Raw genomic sequence first — 21,115 nt, 5'->3', positions numbered from 1 at the left:
CTAATCCAGGATGAACAGGTCCCCTTCCACATCCGTATCGCCGTGTTTACGACTCTCCGCCGCAGAGTCGTAGACGATCATCAGAACCTCTCCAGGCTGCTCGCCCGATTGGAACAGACACATGCCCTCAGCGTGATCGTTGCCTTGCCCGAAAGGCACCTCCAGCACCTTCTCCAATTGATCGGTGAAGACCACGCTTTCCTCGTCGGACGCGAAACCGCCGCGCCAGCGGAAGACCGTTACCGGACCGTCCTGCGCCATCGTGGGCCCCGCCAGGATCAGCAGATCGTCACCGCGGGTGCACAGGTCACGCAAGCCCAGGCCATTGAGCGCGAAGAAGTGCTTGCGGTAGCGGCGCCCATCCGGACCGATCTTCTTCAGCACCAGCGTGTCAGACGAGGCGTCGTTCAGCTCGGGCTCGATCTCCAACAACACGGCCCAGCCGCGTAGCACCGGTCCACGCAGCCCCAGCAGAAGGCGCGAGCCAATCATCACCAACCCTTCGATATCGAAGCCGTTGTCCTTACCCGGGATACGCAGGAAGTCGCGTAGCTGAGGATCTTCAGCAATGGCCGCGGTCAGGTCGTTACCGACTTCGTTGCCCTGCAGCTGCGCCGCTGTACGTCCATCGGCATCCACTTTCCTGGCGAGTACATAGCTGTCGTTCTGCTTCACCACAGGGATGCGGGCCAGCAGAAAACGATTGCCGTCCGCCTCTACCGTCGACAGGCGCTTGATATTCTTCTGTGCAGAAATGCCGGCCTCGGACTTCTTGCGCTTCAGGCTATGGGAGCCCACCACCCAGAGGTAACCACTGTCAGGGACATAGGCCAAGCCCTCGATATCGATCTCGGCGTCTTGTTTCGGTATGGGCAGATCCAGATATTCCAGGAGCGGAAACGATTGGTGCTCGTCGCACCTTACGACGCCGCCGGGCGCAGCATCCTGGATTTTCAGGCGTTCCAGGCTCGTGGTTTCGTCGTTCGCCACCCAGAGTGTGTCGTCAATCTGCTGAGCGACCGAAAGGCCATCGCGCAACGACGCAAACGCCGGATCAAAGCTCAACAGCGCAAAATTGCTTCGATGGCTCATGGGCGGTCTCCTGTCTTTATGGCGCGCCGGTTATTCAGAACCAGATTCTGCGCGTGTTCTTCGTCCAGTGCATGCACTCGTCCTAGCCGACCCGTCCACCGCTGATGGCTTAGGTCCCTTCGCTGTAGCCGCCAAGAAAACCGGATTAGTTCCATCAACTTCCAAAATAGCCGACTAACGGTAACCCCCGCAGGCACAAAGCCTGCACTAAACACCTTGACGAACATTTGACGTCAATCTACCGCCATACGGTTTTCCTAATCAGCAGACCCAATTGACACAGCTCAATAGCGTCGTTTCGAGCGCAACTGTGGCCGCAACATTCCCCGCATACAGGAATATTGACATGATCGACCTCGCCACTTGGAATTTGAGCATCCCTGAAGGCAGCCCACCGGCCACCATAGAAACGCCTCGATTGGCGCAAGGCTTCAAGGACCAGTATTTCAGTTCTGACGCCGCTACCCTTTCCTTCTGGGCACCTGTGACCGGTTCCAGGACGGCCAACGCTATTTACCCGCGCAGCGAGTTGCGGGAAACCTATAGCGATGGAACGGTGCGCAACTGGCAGTATTCAGCGGCGGATAACATTCTGCGGGCGAGTCTGACCGTCAATCAGGTGCCCAGCACCGGCAAGATCGTGATTGGTCAGATTCACAACAAGGACAGCAACAACCCCATGGTGAAGCTGGAATACCAATACAAAACGTCGGCTTCGACGGGAAACATTGTCGCCAAGGTGCGCATGCGCCCCGACGATGAAGAGGGCCAGGTCATTACCATTGCGACGGGTGTGCCGCTCGACCGCAACTTTTCCTACCAGATCCACCTCAGCCCGAAGGGCGCGCTGGGCATCAGCGCAGCAGGAAACAACTGGAGAACCACCATCGACCCGAGCTGGAAGACCAAACCACTGTATTTCAAAGCGGGTGCGTATGTGCAGGACAACACCGGCTATCCCACCGAGGGCGGAAAAGTGACGTTCAGGATGCTGGAGATCCAACACAACATTTAGTCGCTTCTTTAGGTCACTACCGTTGGCACGCCGATCCGAAGGGCGAAGACTTTAGTGGATGTCCTCGTCGATCGGCTACCAGTTCAGCCTTCTCGCTAAAGACCACGAATAGGTTAACGATCAAAGTTATGCGCGGCGGTTCGAATATGGGCTTTAATGTCCGTGCTTATATACCGCCGCATTAGCTTCGACTCCCTACGAAGGTGGATTCGCCTAACGGCGGGTTCAGGTGGCTATGCACTTGTCTAATCAAGGAAGAAACGACATTGAAAATAGCTTTTGGCGCCCTATTGTTGACCTGCCTTACTACCATCGCACTCGCTGACGAGAGCCCTGTCGGCTTCCACTCTTCCACACTGGCGGACTCGCACAATGACCGCTCACTGGAGATGGTCGTCTGGTACCCCAGTGCAACTACCGCCACCACGCAATTGATCGGCGATGATGTGGTGTTCGTCGGGGCTTCTGCCGTTCGTGACGCGCCGCCCGCTGCTGGCAAGCATCCATTGTTGGTGCTCTCCCACGGGTACAGAGGTAACTGGAGCAACCAGATCTGGCTTGCCAGTGCTCTGGCTCATAGGGGTTACATCGTCGCCGCAATCAATCACCCTGGCACCACCACTCATGACCGTAGCCCTCAAGCAGCGGCGCAGCTATGGCAGCGGCCCGTTGATTTGCGCCGGGCCATTGATAGCGTCACTACTCAACCTGAAAAATTCGGCTTGGTCGCCAATGACCGAATTGCAGTGGTGGGCCATTCACTCGGCGGCTGGACCGCCCTGGAGATCGCCGGTGCTCGTTTCGATCCAGACCGCTTCGCCCAGGACTGCAAAGCCCACCCGCAGTTAACAAGTTGCACCAACTATGGAAAGATAAACCCCGCAAGCACCTCAGAATCAAAGGCCGCGTTGGCCGCCGATTGGCGCGATAAACGCGTCACTGCCGTGGTTACATTGGACCTGGGCCTTTCACGGGGCATGACCGATGAAAGCCTGGCCGCGCTGCCGGTACCAACGCTGGTGATCGCTGCCGGCGTACCGTCGACCGAGCTTCCCGCTGAGTTGGAGTCTGCCAACCTGGCCAAACGCCTGCCTGCGGCGTCAAGCCGTTACGTCGAAATCAGCGACGCAAGCCACTTCAGCTTCTTGTCGGTGTGCAAACCTGGCGCGGAGGTACTGCTCGAAGAAGAAGTACCAGGCGATGGCATCATTTGCCGGGATGGCGACGGCGCTCGCTCGCGTGGGGTGATCCAACAGCAGGTTACATCGCTGATCGACGAGTTTCTTCAGTCATCTATCTACAAAGAAGACAGTTTGTAGAATCGCGGTATGAGACCTGCGGCCCTTCCTGACAGACAACTATCGGCCAAAAGCAGATACTCTTGGTAGTACTTGACGATGGTGTTTTTGGCGAATGGCTTTATGAAGCAAAGCCGTATGACGCTCTGATACATTCGCCCTTTTTCAGGAGGGAAAATTATGCGAAGGATTATCGCAACGGGAGCGCTCTTGCTGGCCTTGGGCGGATGCGCAACATCACCTATATCGGTTTCTGAAGCACGGCCAGTTCCTGCCGATAAGATGTATGCACTCAAAGACCAAGGTACGAAAGATCCGGGACGCCTGACCGTTCTCCGTGATGACGGGTTTGACGGTGCGGGATGTGACGTCGTGTTCTACATTGATGGTCAGCGCGCAGCCAAGATAGGTCCCGGTCAGAAGGCATCTTTCGTTTTGCCGGCCGGTGAAGTGAACCTCGGCACCGGGCTCGCCGAGTCTGGATTATGTGCTGGTGTCGCGATCAAAACTGTCGCGGCCAACATCAAGCGAGGGAAAGAAGTTATTTATCGAATCAACTGGGATACGCAAGGTTTCTACTTGGGCCCCTACGTTGACTATGGACGTTGAGGCCTGACAGTTCCGGCCTGTTTCCCCAAAACCCCTTTCGGCGCCAATTTTCTTCGGTTGCTACCTGGTCAGGCTTGGCGGAAGAGCGGGAGGCGCGATTTTGCTCACTCTCCTCTGCCATTTGGGTGTCCGCTATCGTGAGCGGGAGGCGTCGGCTACGGAAGCTACCAGTGCGATCGCCGTTAGCTCTGCTGAGGATGAGACGGATTAGGGCAAATTCAGGGCCTCGATAGACCGCCTCGGGCCCTGAACAGGGTGAAATTTGCGCATATTTTATTGGCTTACGGCCATTAACTATAATAAATATTTCCATTGATTCTAATGTGTCGATATTGGCGGGCTAATATCAAGCCGACGAGCAAATACGCTTTGAATATATGTGTGTGAGGTTGAGTTATCGGTAGATATTATGGCGGCGCGACTTCAAATAATTATTAATCGTTCCAGGCAAAGTCGTTGTTAGTAGGCTGGCGAGGCTGATAACGGACTCTAATATTCTGATGAATATATTGGATGCGAGCGTTGATGCGGACGTAATTAATGCCTCCGTACGTTTCTCTTCACCAAAAAAGAATATTTGGTAGAGTTTTTTGTCGATCATGAAGATCAAGAAAGTTCCACTGTTGTTCAATAGTCATGGAGGATCTTTCAATCATGTGCGGAAAGACTCTGGCCAGGTTGGGTGGCTTTGCCGTTATCGCATCTTTTCTCGGCGCAGGCAGCTGCGTCGCTGGAGATGATGTAGAAAACAGACTCAGGGCTGTCGTGGACGCGGCTATCCGGCCGGTTATGCAAGAGTATGGCATTCCTGGCATGGCGGTGGCCGTAACACTCCATGGGAAGCAGTATTACTTTAACTACGGCGTCATCTCCATGGAGGAGAGTGGGCAGAAGGTCACCGAGGAGACAATTTTCGAGATCGGCTCGATTAGTAAAATCTTCACGGCGACCCTCGCATCCTACGCGCAGGAAATCGGAAAGCTTTCCCTGTCTGATCCCGCAAGCCAATACCTGCCTTCGCTGCGTGGCAGCAGTCTCGACAACATCAGCCTGCTCGATCTTGGAACCTACACGGCCGGCGGTCTGCCGCTGCGGTTTCCGGGCGATGTGGACAGTCACGAAACAATGATCGGTTATTTCAAAAACTGGCAACCGAACTATGCCGCCGGAACAATGAGGCTCTACTCGAACCCGAGCATCGGTCTGCTCGGCTTTCTGACCGCCGAGAGCATGGGGGAGCCTTTCGAAGATCTACTGGAAAAGAGGCTGTTTCCGATGCTCGGCCTGAAGCAAAGTTACGTCAGGGTCCCTCAAGCGCAGATGAGTCATTACGCGTACGGCTATAGCAAAGAGGGCGTACCGTCCAGGATGGTCCCAGGTGTTCTGTATGCCGAGGGTTATGGCGTGACATCCAGCTCGGCGGACATGATTCATTTCGTCGAGGCAAACATGCAGGAGGTGGATCTGGATGAGCCTCTGCAACGTGCGATCACTGCAACGCATACAGGCTATTACAAGGTCGCAGATATGACGCAGGGCTTGGGATGGGAGTTTTACCCATATCCAATAGATCTAGACCGCTTGCTCGCGGGCAACTCGTACCCAATGATCCTTGAGGCCCATGAAATTACCCGGCTCAACCCTCCGCTGCCACCGCAGGGTAACGTGCTCATTAACAAGCCAGGCATGACGGACGGTTTCGGCGCTTACGTGGCCTTTGTTCCAGCCAAGGGCATGGGCATCGTGACGCTGGCGAACAAGAACTATCCCCTCCCTGCGAAGGTGAAAGCCGCCCATGAAGTATTGACGGCCCTGGATACTCGGATTGGATCGAGTGCACGTCAGTGAGCGCTTGAAACTCTACGCACCTTAGCGAGGTGGCCTGGATGAGGATTGGTGGGCAACCAAAAGTGGGCGATTCACTTAGCGCCATGCTATCAAGCAACGTCAAACAAACAACGTCAAAAACCCAGTCATTTAGCGAACTCCTCGCGACTGGAATTTTTTTATGGCGTGAAGTGTAAAGTGCAAAAGGTGTCCTAGACTACAGGCTTAAATGGTCTGATTTCTTGAATTTTTCACCGCTGCAACTACTGGGTTTTTATATGAATTCAGACAGTTTTCAGACGCAGCACTGCCTTTATCGAATGCCCTCTATCGACCCACGAGCGGGATGCGAATATGAATAATAGTTCCGTAGCGGGCTCTCGATTCAGCGTACTTGATGGATGGCGTGGCATAAGCATCTTGCTTGTCTTGGCGTGCCACCTGCTACCACTTGGCCCAAAGCCTTGGCAATTTAATGCCACCGCAGGCGTTATGGGAATGGCTATATTTTTTACGCTATCGGGTTTCCTGATAACAAATTTTCTGCTCAACAACAGCAGCGTCGTTGATTTTTTAATCCGCAGAATCTTTCGGGTTGTGCCTCTCGCCTGGTTGTACATGATCATTGCTTTACCCGTCATGAACAGCACTTCGGATTTCTACATCGCAAACTTTCTGTTCATTGCCAACTGGCCGCCTATGTGGCTTGGCAGTGTAAACGGCCACCTATGGAGTTTGTGCATGGAGGTCCAGTTTTATTTCGCCATCGCTTTGCTGGTAGTTCTGATGAGAAACAAGTGGGTCGTGCTAATCCCTTGTCTCTGCATCGCCGTCACGATGTACCGAGTCATGAATGATGTGCATGTCGCAATCAACACTTATTACCGCATTGATGAAATACTTTCCGGATGCATACTTGCACTGATATACAACAATAGACTGGGCAACATCCTTGCGAAACTTCCGACGCAAACGGGGATCACACAAATATTTTTATGCCTCCTGTTTGTCTTGTCCTGTCATCCCGATGCGGGCTTCATGAACTACTTCCGTCCCTATCTTGCCGCAGCAATGGTGGGGAGCACGTTACTCAATAGCCAGACACAAGTTGCCCAGATTCTGAATAATCGTGCTCTATTTTATATCGCCACCATCTCGTACGCTCTCTACGTTGTTCATCCGCTGCTAATACATACTTGGCTGGGTAGCGGAGATACCGTCATAAAATATTTGAAGCGCCCTTTGTTGTTCGCCGCCATTTTCATCACCGCGCATATCTCGACCTTCTATTATGAAAAATGGTGGATTGCTTTTGGTAAGAGATTTGCCAAGAAAGTAGCTCGCCAACCTGTTACATCGGTCGGTTGAAGTGGCCGTCACTTGTTAAGGCGCAGAGCGTCGAAAGCATCTCGTGCTTGGCATGCGGTATAGGTCATTTGCGCGGCGACCAGACCTGCCAGACCAAAAGTACGGGTCAACCCGAACTTGCGGAAACCGTCGGGAATCGGAATGGACTTGGCGATAGCATCAGCCAGAACCTCGCCCGCCACCGTCGTGGGCGCCATGCCGTGACCTCCAAAACCAACCGCGTGCCAGACGCCTGCTTCATCCTGGCCAATCTGGGCCATTTGATGCCGGCCATAACTCATCAACCCGCCCCAGGAATATTGAATTTCTACACCTTCCAGCTGGGGATATACGGCTAAAAGATCTTTTTTGAGCAGACTGGCGATCGCTTCCGGACTCCGATTGAGCACCGAAATCCGCCCTCCCCATAAAATTCTGCTGTCGCGAAGTGGCCGGTAGTAATCAAAAGCGAACCGCGTGTCGTAGACCGCTGATTCACAGTCGATAACTTCTTTCAAGCGAGCCCCGAGGGGTTCGGTTGCTACGACATAGGTGGCAATCGGCAACACGGCACGTTCGACCGGGCGATAGACGCCGTGCGCGTATCCGCCACAGGAAAAGATGACATGTTCGGCATGCACTTCCCCGCCTTCGGTTTTCACCACATATTTCTTTCCACGCTTCTCGATGTTCAGGGCGGATGATTGCTCATGGATACGCACACCGAATGCAGCCACCGTGCGAGCAATGCCGTACACGTACTTGAGAGGATGAAAGTGGAAAGCGTTGCGCTCCAGCAGGCCGCCGAAATAGCGCTCGGTCTTGAGTATCTCTTTCAACTGGCCTGGCGGCATGTATTCCCAATCAACCCCGTATACGTCACTCATGAGTTTTCGCGGTGTTTCAAGTCTTGACGGGTCGTTGAACCAATTGGCGAGAATCACACCCTTGTCAACCAGGTCACAATCGATACCGTATTGTTTGACACGATTACGGATCAACTCAACGGCATCAAGCGTTAGCCTGTAAAGGCGCTGCGCCTCTTGAACGCCAAGGGCGGCGAGAAGGTCAGCGTTTCCCAGGCTGTAGCCTCCGAAGACGAAGCCGCCATTACGACCCGAGGCACCATGACCGATGCTATGAGATTCCAGAACAACAACATCATTGATACCACGCTCCGCCAACCCGAGTGCGGTCGACAGGCCTGCGAGGCCACCGCCGAGGATGCACACTTTAGTATCTACACGACCCGATTGGGCGGGATAGGTGGTGATGTCGGCCGTGGTTTCATAAAAGGTTTGCTGGAAATTAGTGCTCATAAATTCATGTGGCCTCGACGGCGTTTTGATTCAATCGCCTAGTTGCAATAGAAAGTCCTGGACGTAGGGCACGACCGATATTCCGGCGTGGGCGGTGTTGGGAACAATGTCCTGCTGAACACGTATGTCATAGGCCTCAAGGTTGCGCGCCAGCGTTGCGTTGCGCTCCACCCTTGTGCGCCCGGCATCGTTGATGCCTTCCATGTATTGCACCGAACCAGGTGCGTAGTGAATCTCCCAGGTTTCCAGGTCTGCGGCACCTACTAACAGTTGAACATCCACTTCACGCAGCGCATCGAGATTCAGTCGTTTGCCGAAAATCGCCTCGATCCCTCCGGTACCCACCCACCAATCGCGCCCCTCATCGATCAAGGTCACCGACCCCGGTGCACCGATAGAAACGGAGCGTAGACGTTCGGGGTGCAGGTAGTAAAATCGGTTCGCAAAGTGCCCACCGCCCGAATAACCAAACAATGAAAACTTCTCGAACGAAGTGCTGAGTGCCTCGGATACTTCATCAACCATTGCCAGCAGGACTTCGTCATAACGAATGTCCCCTTCCTTAAGGTATTTGAAACCATGCGGGTTGCCATCGCCCAGTGGACCTACCGGAAACAGCGGCGCGAGAATGATGTAGCGATTGAAACGCCCGAACTCGGCGAACGCGTCCCGATACTCGACCATCGTACGCCCGGTACCATGGACCGCGACCAGCAGACGGTGGCCTTCAGGTGCTTGGTCGAAGGTTTGCGGAACATAAAGACAATAGACAAAACGCGGATCCTTACGGCACGAAAAGATGGTCGTGCTACCTCGGTAGTACATCTGACGATGCCGCGCTTCGGGGGTGTCTTGAGGGTTGCTCAACATTGTGAAACCTCGTTGATAATTGTGCCATTATTGAAAACTAAAGCGGGTCAGGGTCATGCACGGTCGACGACTCACACGCCCACTACCCAGTTTTGTGGAAGTAACCTTTGAACAAAAAAACTACTGATCGCAGCCAATTGGTACTGCTGATTTCAAACGACATTAATGCCGGTGTTCTTCCGACCGGCAGCTGGCTCAAGCAGATCGATCTCGAACACCGCTACGGCTGTACTCGACTGGACATCCGTCGTGCGCTGGACCAGTTGGTCCTCAAAAATATGGTCGAACACATCCCCAATCGGGGTTATTACGTCCACACGCCTGACTTGACCCAGGTGTCGGATACCCGCGAAGTTCGCATCGCACTCGAATGTGCAGCCGTCGATCAGATGGAGGTCACCGAGGAGCGTTTGCAGGCGCTGGACGTCATCGCGCAGCGCTTCAGCCGCCTGGTAAACGAAGGCACGATGCAAGAGTGCTACAGCGCGAATCTCGAGTTTCATCGCGGGATCTATGACATGTGCACCAACCGGGTCATGATCGAGTTCATTGAAGAAATTCGCAGCCGTCCCCCATCGTCTCCAGGTGGCACCTGGCGTACGCATCTGCGCGCTGAGCAGTCGAGCCGCGAACACTTCCAGATCCTTGACCTCCTGCGTAACGGTGACCGCGAACAACTCAAGCGACTGATCGCGGCGCACATCCGTCAGACTCCACTGGAGCAATGAGTTTCAAGGCTTGATGCTGACGCCCCACAGGCGCGGCTTCTGCCCGATCCAGGCGTCGTAGCCCTCTACGTTCTGATTCAGCGCGACGATGTCCAGGCCGTTGTACATGACGATCATCGGTACTTGATCGATGAAGCGCTCATGCAGTTGATCGAAGATTGACTGACGCTTGGCGATGTCACCTTCCTTCAGTGCCTGGGACAACAACTCAATCGCCACCGGATCCTCCCAGACCTTGCGCGACTCTTTGTCCTTGTTACCCGTCACCTGCTCGAAACTCAGCGCCGGATCGAAGCGTGCCGAATAGGTGAAGGACATCGCTTGATAACGCCCGGCCTGGTAACGCTCAAGCTGAGTGCCCCATTCCATCACTTCAACCTGCGCGTTAATGCCGACCGCTTGAAGCATCGCCTGGGCAATAATTGCCAGGTCGTAACTGGGGACCATTGAGCGTTTGTTGGCGACGATCGTCAGAGGTTGGCCGCGATAGCCTGCCTCCTGAAGGAGTTGCGCAGCCTTCTGTGGGTCGTAGGTGAAGCCGCGTTGCTCGCTTGGGCCGTAGTAGTTGGAGGCCACGCTGATGATTGAGTTATTGGGCACACCGAAGCCATTGCTCGTCGTCGCGACCAGTTGTTTGACATCGATGGCGGCGGCGATGGCCTGACGAATGCGCTTGTCCTTGAGCAACGGATCCCGGGTCTGGAACATCAGCACATTCATGGTCGCGCTGGGGTCTGTCGAGACCTTGAGCGTTGCGTGGGTCTTGATTTCTGGCAGGTCGGTTTCGGTGACTTCCGCCATGTCCAGGTCGCCCGAAAAGAGCGCCGCCTTGACCGTCGCCTGATCGGGAATAATCACAAACCGTACTTCATGGGTCAGCGCGCTCTTGCCTCCGGTATAGCCGTCGCGCGGGCCGGGCAAGGACTGATAGTCAGCGAATTTGGTCAGCGTGACGTACTGCCCGCGCTTCCACTCGCTTAACTGATAAGGGCCAGTGCCTATCGGCGCCAGGAACTCACCTTGAGCATTAACCGAGGCTTTGTTCAGCACCGCGGTGCCGCCGCAATCGGTACGCGCCAGCGTGGCGAGGAACATACCGCTAGGCTTTTCCAATTCCATCACTACGGTATGGTCATCCGGTGCCGTTACCTTGGTCACCTTGGTCGAGCCGCTGCCATCGAACTCCGGCAGGCAACGCCACTGAGTCTTGGGGTCCATGTCCCGGTTCCAGCTCCATAGCACGTCGGCGGCAGTCAACGATTCGCCGTTATGGAACTTCACACCTTGGCGCAAGGTGAAGGTGTAGGTCAGACCATCAGCAGAGACATCGATCTTCTGTGCCAGTAACGGTTTGACTTCGCCCTTTTCCCCATAGGCCACCAACCCTTCGGTCATATGCAGCACGACCGCATCGGAACGGTCGTCACGATTGACCCCAGGGTCCAGGCTGCGAACATCGGAGTTCATAGCCAGACGCAAGGTTTGCGCCTGGGCGATACCGCAACCGATCATGGTCATCATGCTCAGCGTCAGAGCGTTTACTAAAAAGCGATTCATAAGCGAGTCCTTGATAAAGATGAAACAGGTTCACGCCGCCACAGGTACGACGGCCATAAAGTCCTTCACACAGCAGCACTGCTGCGCAATTGATAACTCCCGTCGGCCAGCCGCACCAACGGATTGGCGGCAGCCAGCAGGCGATGAGTGAAGGCGTGTTGCGGGTTGTCGAACACTTGTGCGGTGGTGCCAATTTCAACCAGTCGACCTTGCTGCATGACGGCCACGCGATGGGCAATTCGTTCCACCGCCGCAAGGTCATGCGAGATGAACAGACAAGCAAAGCCGTACTGCTTTTGCAGCCGCTCGAACAACGCCAGGATTTGCTTTTGAATGGTCATGTCGAGAGCGGAAATCGGTTCGTCGGCGATGACCAGTTTGGGGTGACGAATCAGCGCCCGACCAATCGCCACGCGTTGCCGCTGACCACCTGAAAGCTGGTGGGGGAAGCGGTTGGCGAAGAGCGGGTCCAGACCCACATCCTGCAGAATGGTGCGCACGCGCTCGGCACGCTGCTCGCGACTAAGGCCCGGCACATGGCGCAGCGGTTCAGCGAGAATTTCAGAAATTCTGGCGCGCGGATCGAGGGACGATACCGGGTCCTGAAAGATCATCTGGCATTGCAATCGATGCTCACGGTTGGCGCTTTTGAGGATGTCGACGCCATCGAAAAAGATCTCGCCAGCAATCGGATTGACCAACCCGACGACCGAACGGCCAAGGGTGGTTTTACCCGAACCGCTGCCGCCGACCAGCGCCAGCGTTTCACCGGCAGCGATTTGCAGACTGACTCCGTCCACCGCGCGTTTGGCTTTACCGCGCCACAGGAAACCCTGACGCCCCGGGTGCTCGATGGTGACGTTACGCATGTCGATCAACGGCGCGGCCAGTGATGCGCTGTCAAGGTTGCCGCGGGTAGGCAGTGCTTCGAGTAATTGCCGGGTGTAATCAGCCTTGGGGCCGAGCAGGATCTGTTCGGTCGGACCGCTTTCGATCGCTTTGCCGTTGCGCATCACCACGACTTTGTGGGCATGGCGCACCACCAGCGACAAGTCATGACTGATGAACAGGATCGCGGTGCCCTCCTCCCGCGTCAGTTCGAGCATCAGTTCGATGACGTCAGCCTGGGCCAGGGTGTCGAGGGCCGTGGTCGGCTCGTCGGCGATCAACAGCGCCGGGCGCAACAACATGACCGAAGCCAGCATGATGCGTTGTCGCATGCCGCCGGAGAACTCGTGGGGAAAGGCGTTCAAACAACGCTGCGGATCATCCATGCCGATCCGGCGCAGCATCTCCAACGACCGGGCAAGAATGGTTTTTTCATCCAGATCGGTGTGCAGGCGCAACCCTTCCGCCATCTGCTGACCGATTGTCATCGTCGGGTTGAGCGAGACCATCGGCTCCTGAAACACCATCCCGATCTTCGAGCCGCGAACATCACGCAACTGATCGTAAGGCAAGGCGCACAGGTCGGTATCGGCAAACTCGATACGACCGGACGAGACGCGCATCGGCGGCGGTAACAGCCCGATGACAGCACGCGCCGCCATCGTCTTTCCGCTGCCCGACTCACCCACCAGCGCGACGATCTCGCCGGGTGCCATGTCGAAACTGAGGTGGTCAACCGCAAGCGAACCCTCGGTTCCCACCTGAATGCAAAGATTACTGACACGAAGCAAAGGCTTGACGGTATCCATTAGCGACTCATCCGGGGGTCAAGGCGATCACGCAGGGCGTCACCGAAAAGATTGATGCCGATCAGGGCAATGGAAATCATCAAACCAGGGAAGAAGCCCAGCCACGGCGCCGTGACCAGATGCGGCCGGCTGGAGGCAAGCATGTTTCCCCACGTGGCCGCCGGCGGTGGAACGCCCAACCCGAGAAAGCTCAAGGCGCTCTCCGAAAGAATCGCCCAGCCAAACATGCTGGTGGCGAGCACAATCAACGGTGCCACGCAGTTCGGCGCGATATGCCGCCACATCGTGTACAGCTCGCTATTGCCAATGACCCTGGAGGCTTCGATGAACTCTCGTTCACGCAACGACAACACCGTGCTGCGCACCACCCGAACCACGGTGGGGATATAGGCCAGGCCCAGCGCCAGCACGATGCCGTACTGACTCGCGCCGACAATCGCGAGCAACCCCAGCGCCAACAGCATCCCGGGGAATGCCAGCAAGGCATCGTTGACCATCATCAACAGGCGATCCGTCCAGCCACGCAGGTAACCGGCGAGCAATCCGAACAGCGTGCCGATGCTGATTGCCAATATCACTGTCAGCAAGCTGATCCACAGGCTGGTGCGAGCGCCGATGATGATGCGGCTGAAGACATCACGGCCGAACTCATCAGTACCCAGAATATGCGGCCAGGACGGCGCCATAAATCGGTGAGCCAGATCCAGACGCAGCGGGTCATACGGTGTCCAGACGATACCAGCCACCGCGAGTAGCACCAGCAGCACCAGCAGGCTGCCACCGATCAGCGCGTTGAACGGGAGCGGACGCTTGTGCTCAGGGGCCTTCGGCACTGCGGTCGGCGGCGCGGAAATTTCGCTTAAAATCTTCATGCTTTCACCCGAGGATCGAACAGCGGATACATCAAATCTACGAGCAGGTTGACCAACACGTAGACGAACGTAATGAGCAACAGGCAGCCCTGCAGTACGGGGTAATCACGTGCATAAATGGAGTCGACCATCAGGCGTCCGATGCCGGGAATGGTGAACACCGTTTCGATCACGGCGATCCCGCCCAGCAGGTTGCCGAGGATCAGGCCGATCAATGTCCAAGTGGGTGCAAAGGCGTTGCGCAACGTATGGCGCCAAAGCACCGCGCGCTCCGACAAGCCTTTGGCACGTGCATGAGCGATGTAGTCCAGGCGCAAGACTTCGATCGAACTGGCCCTCTGCATCCGGATAATTACGCCACTTTCATGCAGCACCAGCGTTGTCACCGGCAAGATGATGTAGGCCAGCGCTTTGCCAAAATCAGCCGAAAACGGCACATACCCCACCACCGGCAACCAGCCCAGCTCCAGACCAAACACATACAGCAGCAACAGGCCCATCCAGAAACCGGGGATCGACAGTAACAACGTCGCGGTCGTCACCAGTCCCAAATCAACCAGCGTGTCCTGTTTCCACGCCGCCAGCATGCCCAGAGGAACAGCAATCACCGCGGCCAGCGTCACCGCTGTCAGAACGATGGTCACACTGACGCTGAACCTTTCAAGCACCAGCGGCAAAACCGCCTCATGACTGGTAATCGAAAAGCCCAGATCCCCATGGAACACTGCCTTGAGCCAGATCAGGTACTGCGCGATCACCGGCTGATCCAGCCCGAGGGACTGCCGCATCTTGAGCAGACTGGCCGGATCAGCCATGTCGCCCAGCATCAAGAGCGCCGGGTCGCCGGGTATCAGCCGGATCATTGCGAAGACCGCAATAGAGATCAGCAATAACGTCGGGACCGCCATGGCCAGACGCTGAATGATCAAACGAAACATGTGGGTTCCTCGATGTTGATACGCAGCCCTCAATCGGGCAGAACACTGGCTGACAACAGGTCAATGCTTACCAGGTGGCGTACCGCGCGTAATCGGATTCCATCTCGAGGCGGTACTGCCCAAATGTACGGTTGATCGCCGGCAAGGAGGCAACTTCCATGAACCCACTGGCTGGGCGCATCAAAATCATCGCCACCGTAGCGGACAGATTGTCTTCGCCACTCGAGCTCGGACGTGGTGGTCGGCAGACCGCAAATGGCTTGCCGAAATCATCGAAAAACGCGCTTTTCAGGTGTTCCAGCGTCAGGCTGCCATGAAAGGGCTTGAGCAGTTTCTCGACACGGATATCGCGATAAAAGCTTTCTGGTGCACCACCGATGCCAGTGTTCTTCAGTTTGATCTGCGCTACTGCGCTGCGCCAATGGTTGGCGTGCACCAACAGATCGTCGACCTCGTACAGCGGGAACACTTCATCAGGTGCACATTCGTAGTTGATACCAAACCCGGCCGCATGACTGAGCATCATGTTGTTCGAACCCGACTTTGGCGTCACCGCCACGGCTTTCATCGACAAGGCGAAATGATTGGCTTCCAGGGCCTTGCGGCGGATAAGCGGCAACGGCACGCCAAGCACTTGATAGTCACGATCCGATTCCAGGTTGTTGCCCGTGATCGCCGTGCCGATGGAGTTCATGCCTGCGCGGGCCAACCCGCCTGCTTCGGTGAACGTCAGCAGATCCGGGCCGTCGTCACGACGAATATGCAGGACCACGCCAGTCTCCGCGCACTCCATGCGCCAGTCCCAGTTCTGGCCGTGCAGTACTTCATTGTTCGCGGTGGCGCCTGGAAGAACGATGGCGCCGGTGCAGCCATCCAGTTCCGGTTTGTCCTGCATCGAACGCCGCCCCAGGTGAATAATCTCGGTGCGGGCATTGATCATCACAATGGCCTCGAAGTCATGACCGGAGCCCTCGGCGATGCCCCGCATCTCTTCCAGGTACTGCGGCTCGAACGCTTCGATATTGGGAATGAATTGATTGACCAATCGCTTGATACCGGCCCAGTCATAACCCATGTCCAGCAGTTGCTGACCGTAGATTTCAATGCTGCGAGCAATGATCTGTGGGCAGGCTTTGCCGTACTGCACACCCCGGGCAAATGGCCCGCCACTCAGTTCGATACACGGAAATTGATAACTCATGCCCTGCCCTCAAATAGTGTGAGCAAGACCTAGAGCAAGGATCAGACCAATTTCACAAAAACCCCGTCAATATTGGCGCCAATTTGATATCCAATAAATTACCGGCGCAAAAATGCACCGTTTGCGGTCAAGAAATTGGGTAGTAAATTCACAACCGTGTAAAAAAGTGGCGCTCCTGATTGGGCTGAAGACACCGGATGAATAACGGACATTCGCGTGGCCCGCTGGGCGGGCTCGGTTAAAGTACCTCTCTGAACGCAACTAACGGACGGCTTCATGGAACGACTCCATCCTCGTGGCATTGATGCAGACGGTTATATCCTCACCGTGTCCAACGTCGAGGTGCAGCCACAGTTTCAGGATTTGCTGGCGGACGTGTGCATGACGCTCGCTCGGTCGGAACCACTGCTGGACGGGATTTATCTTTATGGCAGCGTCGCTAGAGGTGACGCCGTGCCGGGAGTTTCCGACCTGGACCTGACCCTTGTTCTGCGCAGCCCTCCTGCGTCGCAGGATCTGGAAATGCTGGAGTCGGAAAGGCGCACGCTGGAAAGTCGGCATACCGAAGTCACCAAGATCGATTTCGACATCGGTAGTCGTTCTGAAGTATTGGCGGCTGACAATCGATTGAGCTGGGGGTACTGGCTCAAACATCACTGTCGTTGCTTTCGGGGGAATGATCTGGCCAAGCGCTTCGACCGGTTCAAGCCGTCGCGTGATATCGCCATTGCCGTGAATGGTGACTTTGAATCCGTACTGACCCGGTATGCCGATCTTATCGATCAGGCGACCACACCGACGCAATCGCTACGCTTGCAACGCGAAGCCTCGCGCAAACTCATCCGTTCAACTCAAGTACTTCGCTCTGAACTGGACCTGATTTGGCCGCAAACACTGGAAGAGCATGTCGAGCTGTTTGTTCAGCATTACCCGTGCATGAGAATGCAGATCTCTTTTTTCTTGTCCCAGGCAAGGAACCCGTACGCTAAGCCAAAAGAGTTTACGACTCGGCTCCATGATTTTTTGACCTGGATGGCTTCAGAAACCGGTTAGGTCTGCCGGAGAGATGTCCGGACTAGACTCGCTCATCCTTGCAGCCCTGCCATACTGTTCAACATGACCAGTGCAACCTTCCGCTTCTACGAGGAGCTCAACGATTTCCTGCCGGCCGAACGGCGGCGGCAGTCCTTCACTTGCGAGTGCGCGCGAGCGGCGACGGTCAAGCACATGATCGAGGCGCTCGGGATACCGCACACCGAGGTCGAACTGGTGCTGCTCAACGGCGAGTCGGTGGGCTTCGAGCGGGTGATTTTCGACGGTGACCGGCTGGCGGTGTATCCCAAGTTCGAAGCGCTGGACATCAGCCCGCTGCTCAAGGTTCGTGCGCAACCTTTACGGGTGCTGCGCTTCGTCGCTGATGCGCACCTTGGCGGGCTGGCCAACCTGCTGCGCATGAGCGGTTTCGACACTCTCTACGACAATGGCTTCGAGGATGGCGAGATCGCCGAGATCGCTGCGCATCAAGGGCGCATCGTGCTAACCCGCGACCGCGAACTGCTCAAGCGGCGGATCATCAGCCACGGCTGTTACGTGCATGCCCTGAAACCGTCGCTGCAGCTGCGCGAATTGTACGAGCGCCTCGACCTGGCGCGTAGCGCGCGGCCATTCAGCCTGTGTATTCATTGCAACTTGCCGCTGCACGAGATCAGCCCGGAACTGGCCCGGTCGCAAGTGCCGCCACGCGTTGGCACCCTCTATTCGCACTTCCTGCGCTGCGACGCCTGCCAGCGGGTTTACTGGGAAGGTTCGCACTGGCGCGGCATGTGTGCACTGCTGGCACCTCTGTTGCACCGATAGCCGAGCGCATCGGGCCGCCTCTACGACTTGAAGCGCCGGCAGAGTAGCGACCCTCCATCGAGGGTCGCCTCCCCAACATCAATTACAACAAGAGCCCAAAACACACGATACATTCACCATCAGAACGGCTACTTATGCGCTTTAACCGGTCCCTGATAATAAGGCAGCCTATCAATCCGTGGTTTATAGGCGCCCGTGGATACACTGCGCTGGACATGCGCGGCGATCTCATCCATCCGTGCAAACCAGACATCACCTTTCGCCATCATGTATTCGATCAACTTCGAAACTTCATGCCATCGCGACAAACGACCGGAAAGGAAAGGATGCCAGACGGGTATGAAGAGAGCGCCATATTCCCAAGCAGCATCGAACTCGGCCTTGAAAACCTCGACGGCGCGTTGCGGCGACTGAATCGGCATCTGAAAATCAAGGTCGATGCTGTGCATGTACTGGGGCCAGTCATCCAGCGCCCAGCTGGATGGAAGCTCCACCAACTCTCCCGCCCCCGTGCGCAACAGATAAGGCACATCATCCCCCATCAAGGAGGCGTCATAACTGAAGCCTCGCTCGATCAACAAGTCAGCCGAGTGCTCTGACATATTGTAGAGAGGAGCCCGCCAGCCCCGCGGTGACTGGCCGGTGAATCGCTTGATGGTGTCGCACCCCCGATCGAGCCAATAAGCTTCTTCTTCCCGGGTCAGCTCGTTTGGATGCTCATGTATATAGCCGTGATGGGCAATTTCGTGTCCACCTTCGACAATCGCCTCAATGGCCTCTGGGTATTGTTCGATGCACCAGGCCGGTATGAAAAACGTTTGTTTAATCTCGAAGCGTCGATAGGTTTCCAAAATCCTTGGAATTGCCACTTTGGGTCCATAGTGCAGCATCGAAATACTGGCAACCCGTGTCGCGGAATCTTTGGGGTGCGCCACATGCAGAATGCTGTCCGCATCCATATCAAAGGTAAAGGCTACGGCGCAGCGAGCACCGTTTGGCCAGACAATCGGATTTTCAATCATGCTTAATCACCAGTGGATACTGAAAGTTATCGAATCACCAACAACAGCGACCAAGCCCCTATCAATACTCGTGATCAATCAACCAGCTGGAATAATGCGTGAGTCCTTTTTCAAGCGACCATTGCGCTCGATAGCCCAGCTCCCGCTCGGCGGCACTCAGATCCCATTCCCCATGGCGATCGAGATGCCAATAACCATCGCCAACTTCGATGCGGGCATCCGGAATAATTTTCCGGATTATTTCAACGGCTTGATGAAGCGTCCAGGAGCGGTCACCGGCAATGTTAAATACACCGCCTTTCAGATCTCTGGTTTCAGCCGCCATCAGTACCGCACGCACAACGTCTTCCACATGAATATAGTGGAACCGATGATCTCCACCGGAAGGCAAGGTAAATGCTTCACCACGATGAACGGTTTTAAGTATATCCCTGAGAACTTGCGGCATTTTATTTTCCGGGCCATACACTTCCGCAATTCGCAGTGAAATCACCTCCATACCATAAAGATCATTGTAGACTCGGCCAAAGTGCTCGGTGGCAATCTTGGTGACACCATAGGGTGTCGTTGGGTAAGTCGGTGTTTGTTCATTAATCACACCCTCGAAATGCCCATACACCGTTTCAGAAGAAAAGTTTACTAACTTTTTGATTCCCGCCAGTCGCATGGCTTCAAGCAAATGGATGGTGCCATCGATATTCGCCGTCACCGTCGTAATGGGCAGATCTATGGACAAGTCGGGATGTGACATGGCCGCCGTGTGAATGACACGATCAACGCCATATTCCTGGATAGTTCTGACGATCCTGGGTATATCGAATAGCTCCCCCTGTACAGGGGTCATGAATTCAGACTTGGCTTCGGAGTAGTCACGATTGTAACTCACCACTTTAACGCCTTGCTCGCTGAGCTTTTTAGTCAGGTATCTGCCAACATAGCCCAAACCACCGGTAATCATTACAGCGCTCATTTTGTATCCTTCTTTTTATTAGCAGAATAAGAGCCACATAGTTGACTGGTCAATTCATGACTCGGTGAAGTTTAACTTCGAGATACCCAACTAGATCGCAGCCCCGCCATTCGGGCTAATGATCTGTCCAACCATATAATCACCCGCGGGCCCGGCCAGAGCTTCGACCATGGCCGCAATTTCATCCGGCTTGCCGAAGCGCTTCAATGGAAGGGTCGCGCGAGTCTCATCGTTGTATTCGATGGTGTCGTTGATCAGCATGTCTGTTTCAATCGGCCCCGGCGCCACCGAGTTGACCAATACACCCTGGGGGGCAACTTCCTTGGCAACCGCTTTTGTCAGCGCGATCACCCCGCCCTTGGAGGCGCAGTACGCGGCATAGGTCGGGAATCCAATCAGCCCCAGCTCGGAGCTGATATTGATAATCCGCCCCTGACGGCGTGCCAGCATGCCCGGCAACACGGCTTGCATGCAGGCCCACGTCCCACCGAGATTGGTACTGATCATCTGCTCCCACTGCGCCCAGGTCGTTTGCTCTACTGTCGCCGAAACCAGTCTCCCGGCATTGTTGACCAGAATATCGACCCGCCCAAAGCGACTCTCCGCCTCGCGGATGATTCCGGCTGCGGCTTCGGGATTACTGATATCCGCCTGAAGGGTGATCCCGTCGCCACCGTTGTCTTCGGCAATACGTATCACTGCGTCCAGTTGATCCTTGGTGTCGAAGTAATTGAGTACCAAATGATCGCCACTTGCCGCAAAACGCTTGGCAATTGCCAGCCCAATGCCCTTTCCAGCTCCAGTGATAACGACTACACGTTTCATAAGTTCACCCATGATTTTTTTAAATGAACGCCGCACGCATACGTCAATGTCGGGCTAGTGCAAGCTGCAAC

Annotated in this window: 19 protein-coding genes; 8 read left to right on the top strand and 11 right to left on the bottom strand. The window is 55.5% G+C overall.

Translation table 11 applies throughout. The features are described from left to right. Complete coding sequence (locus ACA079_RS11380) at positions 1-1,092, bottom strand: DUF3616 domain-containing protein (RefSeq protein WP_497703539.1); 1,092 nt, start codon at positions 1,090-1,092, stop codon at positions 1-3. Between the two features lie 346 nt (positions 1,093-1,438). Here ACA079_RS11380 and ACA079_RS11375 point away from each other — a divergent pair, with 346 nt between their 5' ends. The 5 genes from ACA079_RS11375 (at position 1,439) to ACA079_RS11355 (ending at position 7,209) form a co-directional block, all read left to right on the top strand. Then, positions 1,439-2,107: a polysaccharide lyase family 7 protein gene (locus ACA079_RS11375; protein WP_497703538.1), complete on the top strand. Its 669-nt coding sequence runs from the start codon at positions 1,439-1,441 to the stop codon at positions 2,105-2,107. Positions 2,108-2,373: 266 nt separating this feature from the next. Further along, the gene (locus tag ACA079_RS11370) at positions 2,374-3,426 is read left to right on the top strand and encodes an alpha/beta hydrolase family protein (RefSeq protein ID WP_497703537.1); all 1,053 of its coding nucleotides are present in this window, start codon (positions 2,374-2,376) and stop codon (positions 3,424-3,426) included. Between the two features lie 159 nt (positions 3,427-3,585). After that, positions 3,586-4,014: a hypothetical protein gene (locus ACA079_RS11365; RefSeq protein ID WP_497703536.1), complete on the top strand. Its 429-nt coding sequence runs from the start codon at positions 3,586-3,588 to the stop codon at positions 4,012-4,014. Positions 4,015-4,668: 654 nt separating this feature from the next. After that, on the top strand, positions 4,669-5,862 hold the full coding sequence (gene ampC, locus ACA079_RS11360; RefSeq protein ID WP_497703535.1) for a class C beta-lactamase: 1,194 nt from the start codon (positions 4,669-4,671) through the stop codon (positions 5,860-5,862). Between the two features lie 333 nt (positions 5,863-6,195). Next, on the top strand, positions 6,196-7,209 hold the full coding sequence (locus ACA079_RS11355; RefSeq protein ID WP_497703534.1) for an acyltransferase family protein: 1,014 nt from the start codon (positions 6,196-6,198) through the stop codon (positions 7,207-7,209). Between the two features lie 8 nt (positions 7,210-7,217). On the opposite strand, the gene ACA079_RS11350 is transcribed toward ACA079_RS11355, so the two are convergent. Together ACA079_RS11350 and ACA079_RS11345 are read right to left on the bottom strand one after the other, a co-directional pair. Next, positions 7,218-8,507: an NAD(P)/FAD-dependent oxidoreductase gene (locus ACA079_RS11350; protein WP_497703533.1), complete on the bottom strand. Its 1,290-nt coding sequence runs from the start codon at positions 8,505-8,507 to the stop codon at positions 7,218-7,220. A gap of 30 nt (positions 8,508-8,537) precedes the next feature. After that, positions 8,538-9,377 carry an alpha/beta fold hydrolase gene (locus ACA079_RS11345; RefSeq protein ID WP_497703532.1) on the bottom strand — a complete coding sequence of 280 codons (840 nt, stop codon included), beginning with the start codon at positions 9,375-9,377 and terminating at the stop codon, positions 8,538-8,540. 107 nt (positions 9,378-9,484) lie between these two features. Here ACA079_RS11345 and ACA079_RS11340 point away from each other — a divergent pair, with 107 nt between their 5' ends. Further along, a complete protein-coding gene (locus ACA079_RS11340; RefSeq protein ID WP_497703531.1) occupies positions 9,485-10,105 on the top strand; it encodes a GntR family transcriptional regulator in 621 nt (206 codons plus the stop codon). Between the two features lie 3 nt (positions 10,106-10,108). Here ACA079_RS11340 and ACA079_RS11335 read toward each other — a convergent pair whose 3' ends face one another. The 5 genes from ACA079_RS11335 to ACA079_RS11315 all read right to left on the bottom strand — a co-directional run bounded on the left by ACA079_RS11335 (position 10,109) and on the right by ACA079_RS11315 (position 16,370). Then, a complete protein-coding gene (locus ACA079_RS11335; RefSeq protein WP_497703530.1) occupies positions 10,109-11,662 on the bottom strand; it encodes an ABC transporter substrate-binding protein in 1,554 nt (517 codons plus the stop codon). Positions 11,663-11,727: 65 nt separating this feature from the next. After that, positions 11,728-13,359: a dipeptide ABC transporter ATP-binding protein gene (locus tag ACA079_RS11330; RefSeq protein ID WP_497703529.1), complete on the bottom strand. Its 1,632-nt coding sequence runs from the start codon at positions 13,357-13,359 to the stop codon at positions 11,728-11,730. Next, a complete protein-coding gene (locus ACA079_RS11325) occupies positions 13,359-14,231 on the bottom strand; it encodes an ABC transporter permease (protein ID WP_497703528.1) in 873 nt (290 codons plus the stop codon). The genes ACA079_RS11330 and ACA079_RS11325 overlap by 1 nt, the downstream gene beginning before the upstream one ends. Next, positions 14,228-15,169, bottom strand: a complete 942-nt coding sequence (locus tag ACA079_RS11320; protein WP_497703527.1) for an ABC transporter permease — start codon at positions 15,167-15,169, stop codon at positions 14,228-14,230. Before ACA079_RS11320 ends, ACA079_RS11325 begins: the two co-directional genes overlap by 4 nt. Before the next feature lie 67 nt (positions 15,170-15,236). Next, positions 15,237-16,370 (bottom strand): C45 family autoproteolytic acyltransferase/hydrolase, encoded by a 1,134-nt coding sequence (locus ACA079_RS11315; protein ID WP_497703526.1) that lies wholly within the window; start codon positions 16,368-16,370, stop codon positions 15,237-15,239. A gap of 276 nt (positions 16,371-16,646) precedes the next feature. Here ACA079_RS11315 and ACA079_RS11310 point away from each other — a divergent pair, with 276 nt between their 5' ends. Next, positions 16,647-17,423 (top strand): nucleotidyltransferase domain-containing protein, encoded by a 777-nt coding sequence (locus tag ACA079_RS11310; RefSeq protein WP_497703525.1) that lies wholly within the window; start codon positions 16,647-16,649, stop codon positions 17,421-17,423. A gap of 63 nt (positions 17,424-17,486) precedes the next feature. Then, positions 17,487-18,227 carry a Mut7-C RNAse domain-containing protein gene (locus ACA079_RS11305; protein ID WP_497703524.1) on the top strand — a complete coding sequence of 247 codons (741 nt, stop codon included), beginning with the start codon at positions 17,487-17,489 and terminating at the stop codon, positions 18,225-18,227. Positions 18,228-18,355: 128 nt separating this feature from the next. Here ACA079_RS11305 and ACA079_RS11300 read toward each other — a convergent pair whose 3' ends face one another. From ACA079_RS11300 to ACA079_RS11290, 3 genes are all read right to left on the bottom strand, one after another. Next, positions 18,356-19,249 (bottom strand): polysaccharide deacetylase family protein, encoded by an 894-nt coding sequence (locus tag ACA079_RS11300; protein WP_497703523.1) that lies wholly within the window; start codon positions 19,247-19,249, stop codon positions 18,356-18,358. A gap of 61 nt (positions 19,250-19,310) precedes the next feature. Beyond that, complete coding sequence (locus tag ACA079_RS11295; RefSeq protein WP_497703522.1) at positions 19,311-20,219, bottom strand: NAD-dependent epimerase/dehydratase family protein; 909 nt, start codon at positions 20,217-20,219, stop codon at positions 19,311-19,313. Between the two features lie 90 nt (positions 20,220-20,309). Next, positions 20,310-21,080 carry an SDR family NAD(P)-dependent oxidoreductase gene (locus tag ACA079_RS11290; RefSeq protein ID WP_497703521.1) on the bottom strand — a complete coding sequence of 257 codons (771 nt, stop codon included), beginning with the start codon at positions 21,078-21,080 and terminating at the stop codon, positions 20,310-20,312. Positions 21,081-21,115 lie beyond the last annotated feature (35 nt).

It is taken from the genome of Pseudomonas sp. LBUM1645 (genome assembly GCF_059716185.1).
This window is presented reverse-complemented; position numbering and strand designations above follow the sequence as displayed.